This window comes from Dolichospermum sp. LEGE 00246 (assembly GCF_015207865.1).
Lineage (GTDB): Bacteria > Cyanobacteriota > Cyanobacteriia > Cyanobacteriales > Nostocaceae > Dolichospermum > Dolichospermum heterosporum.
In genome coordinates, this window is record NZ_JADEWA010000198.1 from 1 (window position 1) to 9,225 (window position 9,225).

The window sequence follows — 9,225 nt, forward strand, 5'->3', positions numbered from 1 at the left end:
TTTTTAAATTAATTCATGAGTAATTAAATATAGTATCTAGTCAAAGATTTTCTTGATAAAAACGGCTAAATTTAGTTGACAATATCCAAGTTATTTGGGATAATCACAGGTAAGTTTATTGATTTACCTAAGTTATTAGCATCATCACAACTTGGGCAGTGCAGATTTTTATTTCTCCTTAAAGCTATCGTATTTTAGGCTACTTAATCAAATGGCAACTCAACATAAAATTGATAGCATAGCGTGGCATTAGCCATAGATAATTGTAAGTAAAAAACCGCTAATTTGGGTATTTATAACAGCTAAAATGCTGATAACAATTCATACATAAATAATTAGACATATCTCTGATCTAACAGCAACAGAGAATAAGTCTATAAACATGACCAGGAATTTTAGATTTTAGGTTAAAAAAATTTGGTACAAGTCCCCAATCGTCAATCCCAAATCTAAAATTTTTGAGCTTCTACACTTTAGGTTGGAGTCAATCCAAAATTGAGTGACAAGTATTTTTCCGAAATAATACCATTGGAATAAAAATATGGCAGTAAATAAAGAACGCCAACTATTCAACCTGACTCCATTAAAATGGAGAATAATTCTGGCAACTTCTCTAACTTTCTCTACAGGTTTAGTATCTTTATACATTTTCCATCAATTAAAGACCAATTCTCAAACTCAAACTCCTGCTGTTAGTTCCGTTATTAAATCTCAACCCACGCCTGTTAAAGTTGCCGTAACTGCTTTAGGAAGATTACAACCACAAGATAAAATTACTTATTTATCTGCTCCTAATTCTGTCAATGGTGTTCGCGTAGAAAAATTATTGGTAAAGGAAGGAGATAATGTTAAAAAAGGACAAGTATTAGCCTATCTAGAAAACTATGCTCGTTCTCAAGCAGCTATCCAACAAGCATTTGATAAATTATTAATTGCCAGAACCAAACTTGCACAGGTACAAGCTGGAGCAAAAACTGGAGATATCAATGCTCAAAAAACTGCAATTACTAGATTAAATTCCCAATTAAAAGGAGACGTTGCGGCTCAAACAGCGACAATCAACCGCATTCGGGCTGAAGTTGAGAATGCACAAAAAGAGAGCGACAGATATCAACAATTATCAAAAGCTGGTGCTGTTTCTGCTTCTGTTGCTGATAGTAAAAAGTTAGTTCTCAAAACCACACAACAGCAGTTAAAAGAAGCCGAAGCTACTCTCAAACGCACAAAAGACACATTACAAGATCAACTTAAAGAAGGAAAATTCAAACTTAATAGTATTAAAGAAGTCAGGACTGTAGATGTAGAGTTAGCAAAAACTGAAGTTAAAAGTGCAGAAACTGCAATTAAACAAGCAAAAGCTGACCATGATTTAACTTATATTACTTCTACTATAGACGGCACAATTTTAAGAATTCACACCAAAAATGGCGAAGTGATTGGTACTTCTGGTTTTGCAGAAATCGGTAATACGTCAAAAATGCAGGTTCTAGCAGAAGTATATCAAACCGATATTCAAAATGTTCGACTTGGACAAAAAGCTATCATTACCAGCACTACATTTCCTGGAAAATTACAAGGAACTGTTAGAGAAGTTGGTTGGCAAGTTGATAAACAAGGCATCTTTAGTATTAATCCCAATTCTGACGCAGACCGGAGAGTAATTGAAGTCAAAATATCTATTGATGATTCCACCGATAGTCAAAAAATATCTCGCTTAACTAACTTACAAGTTGATGTTGCTATCCAGATTTAGTCATTGGTCATTGGTCATTGGTTATTGGTTATTGGTTATTGGTTATTGGTTATTGGTCATTGGTTATTGGTTATTAGTTATTGGTTATTAGTTATTAGTTATTTTCTAAAACTGACAACTGACAACTGACAACTAACAACTGACAACTGACAACTGACAACTGACAAATAACAACTGACAAATAACAACTGACAAATAACAACTGACAAATAACAACTAACAACTAACAAATAATATGAATATCAAAATTCCTTTAGGGTGGCTACAACTTGCCCAACAGAAACTTCGTTTTGTCATAGCTGTAGCCGGAATTGGCTTCATTGTCCTGTTAATGTTCATCCAGCTTGGTTTCCAAGATGCACTATATTCTAGCGCCACAGCACTACATCAACGATTGCACGGTGATTTATTTTTAGTTAGTTCTCAATATAAATCTTTGACAGCAATTCAAAGTTTTTCTCGGACTCGATTATACCAAACTTTAGGTTTTGATGGCGTGGATTCCGTCAGTTCAATTTATTTGCAATTTGCAAAATTAAAGAATCCTATCAGCGGTGAGAAATATTCAATTTATGTCATCGGTTTTGACCCTGGAAAATCCGTGCTAGATATTCCAGAAGTCCAGCAAAATTTGGATAAACTCAAAATTCCTGATGTTATGCTCTTTGATAGAGATGCCCGTCCAGAATTTGGACCAATAGCAGAATTATTTAATCAAGGAAATATTAAACAAGCAATTGAAATCTTTCCCTTTGATGCTGTCAAAGGTTATCGAGTGAGAGTAGGTGGTTTATTTAGTTTAGGACCGTCCTTTGGTGTTGATGGTAATTTAATTGTGAGTGATTCAACCTTTTTAAGAATCAACCCTAATAGCCGCCCAGTTGAAAAAATAGATATGGGAGTGATTAAACTCAAAGATGGTGCAGATATAAACCGGGTTTTAGCAAATTTAAAAGCCAATTTACCAAAGGATGTTCAAATATTTACTCGCCAAGAATTTGTCGCTTTTGAAAGACAATATTGGTCAGTTAGAACCCCCATTGGTTTTATTCTTAACCTGATGCTCATCATGGCTTCTGTTGTGGGTGTGGTAATTGTTTATCAAATTCTGTATAGCAATATTGCTACTCAATTTATTGCCTATGCAACTTTAAAAGCTATTGGTTATGCTAATGGATATTTATTGAATGTGGTTTTTCAACAAGCAATAATCTTGGCCTTATTAGGTTACATTCCTGGTTTTATTGTTTCTATTGGTTTATATGATTTTGCCATGAAGGTAACTAAATTACCCATCATGATGACAAGTAATAATGCCTTACTTGTTCTAGTATCTACAGTCTTAATTTGCATTACCTCTGGAGCGTTAGCTATTAATAAACTTCGTTCTGCTGATCCGGCTGATAGTTTCTAAGAATTTGTTGCATCTTAAATTAATCAACTTCTGCTAAATATTTAGCAAATTAACACCAACTAAAGATAGAAGTTTAATGTTATTCACAACGGTAAAATTCTTTTGCAAATACAATAGTTCGTAGTTGCATTTAATCGCAATTTTTCAACTTAGATTGTATAACTTTTTCATTACCGAACACTTATCTACATTCCCATGAACTTACAAAATAAAACTCTGCTAATTACTGGAATTGATGAATTTATTGGCTTACGTGCAGCCGAATTAGCTGTAGCGCAAGGTATGAAGGTTAAAGGTATTCAAAGTTCTCCAGTTAAAGATCAAACATTCCAAAAATTAGGCGTAGAAATTTTTGTCGGTAATATCACTGACCCGGCAATTTGCTCGAAAGCTTGTCAGGGAGTAGATATAGTTTTACATAACGCTCAATTTGCCGAAGAAGCCGGGGATATTAAGCATTTTAGAGAAATAAATGTCAGCGGTACTGTAACCATTGCTAAGGCTGCTAAACAAGCTGGTGTGAAGACATTTGTTCATCTTTCGACCGCCTTAGTATATGGATTTGATTACTCAGATAAAATCACAGAATCAGGTGTGCTGTCTGGGGAAAATAATGCTTATTGTCAAACAAAAATTGAGGCGGAAATCGAAGTTTTAAAACTCAATAATGCTCCAGAATTTGGAGTAATTGTGATTCGGGCTGGTGATGTTTATGGTCCAGGAAGTCTGCCTTGGATTGTCCGCCCGATTCAGATGATGAGACAAAAATTATTTGCCTATGCTAATGAAGGCAAGGGTGTAATGAATCATCTATATGTAGATAACTTAATTGATGCCATCTTTTTAGCTATAGAAAAATCGGCTTATGGAGAGGTTTTTAATATTACTGATGGTAAAGAAACTTCTTGGAAGGAGTATTTTATTCATTTAGCCTCATTGGAAAATTTACCAGCGCCAATGTCTTTACCTAAAGAGGAAATGAAATTATTTCTAAAAGTGCGTCTTCAGGGGCAAAAACTATTTCGGAAAAAGGCGGATATTCTCCCAGAATCAGTTGATTTTATGAGTCGTCCCTATGCCTATTCTATTGCTAAAGCAGAAAGTGTTTTGAATTACCAAGCTAAGGTTGATTTAACGGAAGGAATGCGCCGCACTCATGAATGGTTGCAAAAAACTGACCTTCAAAAATTAATTAAATAATACCTAGATTTTAGGAATTTGTGCATGAATAACTCTCAACCAAAGTTAAGTATTGGATTACCTGTATATAATGGGGAGAAATTTCTTGAAAAATGCCTAGATTCGCTATTAGCACAGACATTTTCTGATTTTGAGTTAATTATCTCGGATAACGCATCTACAGATAATACTGAGGCTATTTGTAGGACTTATGCAGCCCAAGATCAACGGATTCGTTACTATCGTAATGAAACTAATATTGGTTGTGCTTGTAATTTCAATCGTGTTTTTGAATTATCTCACAGTGAGTATTTTAAATGGGCTGCTTATGATGATTTGCACGCCCCCGATTTTATTGAGAAATGTATGGATGTATTGGAAAAAGATCCAACATACATTTTATGTCACTCCCACACATATTTTATTGATGAGCAGGGAGAATTTATCCAAAATTATGACATTAAACTCAATACTAATTCTCTAAAAGCTCATCAAAGATTTCATGAATTACTAACTAAACATTTGTGTTATCAAATTTACGGAGTTATTCGCAGTAGTGCATTAAGACAAATACCTCCTATGGGTGGTTATGGGAATGCAGATGGAATTTTATTATTAAGGCTAGGGATGCTGGGAAAATTTTATGAAATTCCCGAATATCTATTCTTTGCCAGAATCCATCCTCAACAATCCCTGAGTATGTTCTTTCCTGATTATTTGTCATTTAATCAAAATAATCCCCAGTATTCATTGAATATGTTGCCTAATTTTTATGATTATGCAGTCTGGTTTGATTCAACGAATAAGGGAAAAATATTGTTACCTCATTGGCGAATTCTACAGGAATATTGGGTTTCTATTCATCATAGTCAACTTAGTTGGTATGAGCAAATTTTGTGCCATATCAGCATCGCTAAAAAGCTATCAGGTACAGAATGGTTATTGGTGAAAGATTTCTTAATGGCTGCCAAAATGTTGTTTCTGCGTAAGTTTAGTTATCAAACCTGAACTATAGCAATATTAGCAATTCATCGGAGAACACAACCCTAGTACCACAAGGCGGAAGTCAAAAGTCAAAAGTCAAAATGAAGACAGTATAGGCTTTTGGAGGATTTAGAATGGTTCATTCACTTACGCCGCAGTGTACTAGTCATTGCGAGCGAAGGGAAGCAATCACAACCCTAGTCATTGCGAGCGAAGGGAAGCAATCACAACCCTGGCAATTGCTTCATTTCACTTCCTTCCATAGGCTAACGCAATAACACTGTGTAATTAATTCTGTCTCACTACTTAGTAGAAAGCTACTATTAAATTACTCCAAACTTATTACGGGTGAAATATTGATCTATGTTGAAAATATTCCAAGTTAGTAATTTCTTTCTTGCTACTTTACTAACTGTTAGCTTCACAGATGTGGCCTATGCTGAATCAACAGCATCTTTAACTGTGGTTGTTAATGGTATTACCAACAAAACTGGGGAAATTTGTATGAGAGTTTATAACTCTGAAAAAGGATTTCCTAATAATGCTAAAAGTGAAGTTAAAAGTGGTTGTACTAAAATTACAGGTAGTTCTATAAAGCGGGTATTTTCTGGATTAAAACCTGGAACTTATGCTGTAGCTGTAGTTGATGATCAAAATGGCGATCGCAAACTCAATAAAGACTTTTTCGGAATTCCTCAAGAAGGCTTTGGCATTTCTAAAAATCCTACTGTTTCTATCAGCACTGGCTCACCTACGTTCAATAATTCCAGCTTCAAAGTTGACAAGAATACTACCATTAATATCTTTCTCAAGTATTCTCTTGATCCCTAACTGGGAATTAGACATAATTCCTCATTTCTGACTATTGGGCGGGGAAATCCCGCCCCTAATAACTCCCTTCTAAGACTATAGAAATAATGCCAGACTTTATGATATTTCTATCTAAGTCTTTGTTCGGCTGGCTGGTAATTCAAACTTGTTTAACGTTAGTATTTTTATGGTATTTACGTTCACACAAACCCAAGTCATTACCAGATGAACAATTACCAAAAACGGCAGTAATCCTCTGTTTAAGGGGTGCTGATCCTTTTTTACCTAATTGTTTGCGATCGCTCTTACAACAAAACTACCCAGAATACGATTTAAAGCTGATCATTGACAGTAAAGAAGATCCAGCTTTGAAAATTGCCACCGAAACAATCAATCAACTAGGTGCAACCAACGTTGAAATTAGCACATTAAGAGCAGTTCGTCATAATTGTAGCCTTAAATGCAGTTCCTTAGTTCAAGCTGTTTCTGATTTGGATAATGCCTATCCAATTATAGCTTTTATAGATGCTGATACCGTAGCTCATCCTAATTGGTTACGAGAATTAGTTACCCCCCTTATTGATGATCAGGTTGGACTCACCACAGGAAATCGTTGGTATCTTCCCACAGGTAATTATTGGGGTTCATTAGTTCGCTACTCTGGTAACGTTTCCACTGTAGTGCAAATGTTTCTCTTTCAAATTCCCTGGGGTGGAACATTAGCAATCAAAACAGAAGTATTAAACCGCATCAACCTTTTAGATAAGTGGGGAGAAGTATTAACAGATGATATGCTTCTCCATAAACTTATCAAGCAAGAAAAGTTACAAATCAAATTTATTCCTTCTTTATTGATGCTAAATCGGGAAGAAAGTAGTCTACGTAACTTACTAGAATCATTAAAAAGGTTAATAATTGGTTCTAAACTTTATCATCCCCGGTGGTTAGCCATAATCAGTGAAGCATATTCTAGTATCATCGTCCCCAATGCAGTCATCATCGTTATTTTTCAGCTATTGATTGAGGCTCAATGGGACGCAGCCGCCTTGCTATTTTCCGCCTATATTTCCTATACCATTGGCTTAGTCTTACTAATACTCTTGATGGAATTTGGCATACATAAAGTGCTGCACAATCAAGGTGAAAAAATACCCAAATTATCGCCTTTAATCATCCTAAAAATGTTGATAGTTATTCCCCTAACACAATGGGTTTACGGGTTAACAATATTATCTTCTTTGTGGGTATCAACAATTACTTGGCGTGGACTTACTTATCGCATTAAAGGGCGTGAAAATATTCGGTTAATTGAATATCGTCCTTACCAATGGCTAGATCAACCAATTGATCCCAAAGCATCTCTTTAAATAATATTGCTCGGCTAAATAGGTGAACACAATAAAACCAAACTGTGTAAAGAAACGTAAAACCGCCCAAACCCTCTTCACTCTTGCCTATTGCCTTGCTAAGTAATTGGACAAAAATATTTACAGTCATTGCGAGCGAAGGGAAGCAATCACAACCCTGGCGAACTGCTTCATTTCACTTCGTTCCCTATGGCTAACGCCACGCAACGCTAACGCAATGACATTGTGTAATTAATTCTGTCTCACTACTTATAACGACAATTTTCAACGCCAACCTACTTATTTATGCAAGAGAATAGGGAAATTTTAGATTTTTTATTTCACTTCAATATCTAAAATTCCCAATTCAACAATTATTATAAACCAGCGCATCAGTAATCTATTTTTGCAAAAAATATTTCCTCAAAGTCATGAAAAATAAACCTCTTCGTATCGCCTTATTTACAGGATTATATGCCCCATTTTTAACCGGAGTTTCTGTCGCCGTTCATCAACGAGTTCACTGGCTATTAAAACAAGGACATGAAGTTTTTCTAGTTCACCCAGAAATCAATAATAAATATCCTAACCAAGTGGGAAATCGTCCCATGTCGGGAATAGAAGAACTAGAAACATTTATTAATTTTTCCTCCTATTCATTTCCGACAGAACCACTGATATTTTATAAATCTTTACCCCAACCATTAAACCATCGTCATTGGAGTGATACAAAACTACTTAATCACTTTCAACCCGATATTATTGTTGTTGAAGAAGCCCCACAAATGAGAGGTTTATATTCTGGCTTCCTACAAGGTTATGGGCGTTCCGTGGGAGTACAATATGCCAAAAAAACCAAAACACCCATTATTTCAATTTTCCATACAGATATCATTGCCTATATCCAATATTATTTTGGAAATACATTCTTTAACCTAGTTCGTCCCCTTCTCCCACTTTTAGTTAAACAATTTAGTGAAACTTATGATTTAAGTTTATTCTCTTCCCGCGAACAATTAACTAAATACCAAAAACTAAAAGCGCAACGCAGCGAATACTTACCCTATCAAGGAATTGATTGCGAAAAATTTCACCCTCGCAATATTTGTTATGATCCAATTCCTGATGATAAACGTCCAACTATTTTATTTGTGGGACGTATTACCCCAGAAAAAAATGTCAATCAACTTTTAGATATTTATCCCCTCATTGCTGCCAAAATTCCCGATGTCCATTTAGTAATTGTCGGTAGCGGTCCCCTAGATGCAGAAATTAGCCGTCGTGCCGAAAAATTCCCCAATGGTGTCACAATTTGGGGTGAATCCCATGGGAAAGAACTTTTAGGTTGGTTTGCAAAAGCAGATATATTTGTCAACCCTTCTGTCACCGAAAATTTCTGTACCACAACCAACGAAGCCTTAGCTTCTGGAACTCCCGTAGTGGCTGTTGTTGCCCCTTCAACCGCTGAACAGGTTATTTCTGGAGTAAATGGTTTTTTAGCCGCACCTAATAGCCCTGAAGACTTTGCTCAAAAGGTAATTACCATACTCGAAGATCCTAATCTTAAAAATCAATTGACTGCACAAGCACGTCCCTCGATTCTAGAATTTGATTGGTCAGCTTGTACCCAAAAGTTTGAAAATAAGCTTTACGAATTGGTTAATATCCGTCGCCAGGTAGATATCTAGTAGTCTTTCAACCCGAAAATGACGGGAGAAGGGGGTAGGGGCTGTCTCTTA

The 9,225-nt window shown here is 35.6% G+C and carries 7 protein-coding genes; all 7 read left to right on the top strand.

The window, feature by feature from the left end; genetic code table 11:
* Nucleotides 1-541: 541 nt before the first annotated feature.
* On the top strand, nucleotides 542-1,753 hold the full coding sequence (locus IQ228_RS14050) for an ABC exporter membrane fusion protein (RefSeq protein WP_027403729.1): 1,212 nt from the start codon (nucleotides 542-544) through the stop codon (nucleotides 1,751-1,753).
* 235 nt (nucleotides 1,754-1,988) lie between these two features.
* On the top strand, nucleotides 1,989-3,167 hold the full coding sequence (devC, locus tag IQ228_RS14055; protein WP_027403728.1) for an ABC transporter permease DevC: 1,179 nt from the start codon (nucleotides 1,989-1,991) through the stop codon (nucleotides 3,165-3,167).
* A 195-nt stretch (nucleotides 3,168-3,362) separates the two neighbouring features.
* On the top strand, nucleotides 3,363-4,367 hold the full coding sequence (locus IQ228_RS14060; RefSeq protein ID WP_193963227.1) for an NAD(P)-dependent oxidoreductase: 1,005 nt from the start codon (nucleotides 3,363-3,365) through the stop codon (nucleotides 4,365-4,367).
* A gap of 24 nt (nucleotides 4,368-4,391) precedes the next feature.
* Nucleotides 4,392-5,354, top strand: coding sequence for a glycosyltransferase family 2 protein (locus IQ228_RS14065; protein WP_027403726.1), 963 nt, complete (start codon nucleotides 4,392-4,394; stop codon nucleotides 5,352-5,354).
* A 339-nt stretch (nucleotides 5,355-5,693) separates the two neighbouring features.
* Nucleotides 5,694-6,161: a DUF2141 domain-containing protein gene (locus IQ228_RS14070; protein WP_027403725.1), complete on the top strand. Its 468-nt coding sequence runs from the start codon at nucleotides 5,694-5,696 to the stop codon at nucleotides 6,159-6,161.
* Between the two features lie 86 nt (nucleotides 6,162-6,247).
* The gene (locus IQ228_RS14075; RefSeq protein WP_027403724.1) at nucleotides 6,248-7,507 is read left to right on the top strand and encodes a glycosyltransferase family 2 protein; all 1,260 of its coding nucleotides are present in this window, start codon (nucleotides 6,248-6,250) and stop codon (nucleotides 7,505-7,507) included.
* A 410-nt stretch (nucleotides 7,508-7,917) separates the two neighbouring features.
* Nucleotides 7,918-9,174 (top strand): glycosyltransferase, encoded by a 1,257-nt coding sequence (locus IQ228_RS14080; RefSeq protein WP_193963229.1) that lies wholly within the window; start codon nucleotides 7,918-7,920, stop codon nucleotides 9,172-9,174.
* The last annotated feature ends 51 nt before the right edge of the window (nucleotides 9,175-9,225 follow it).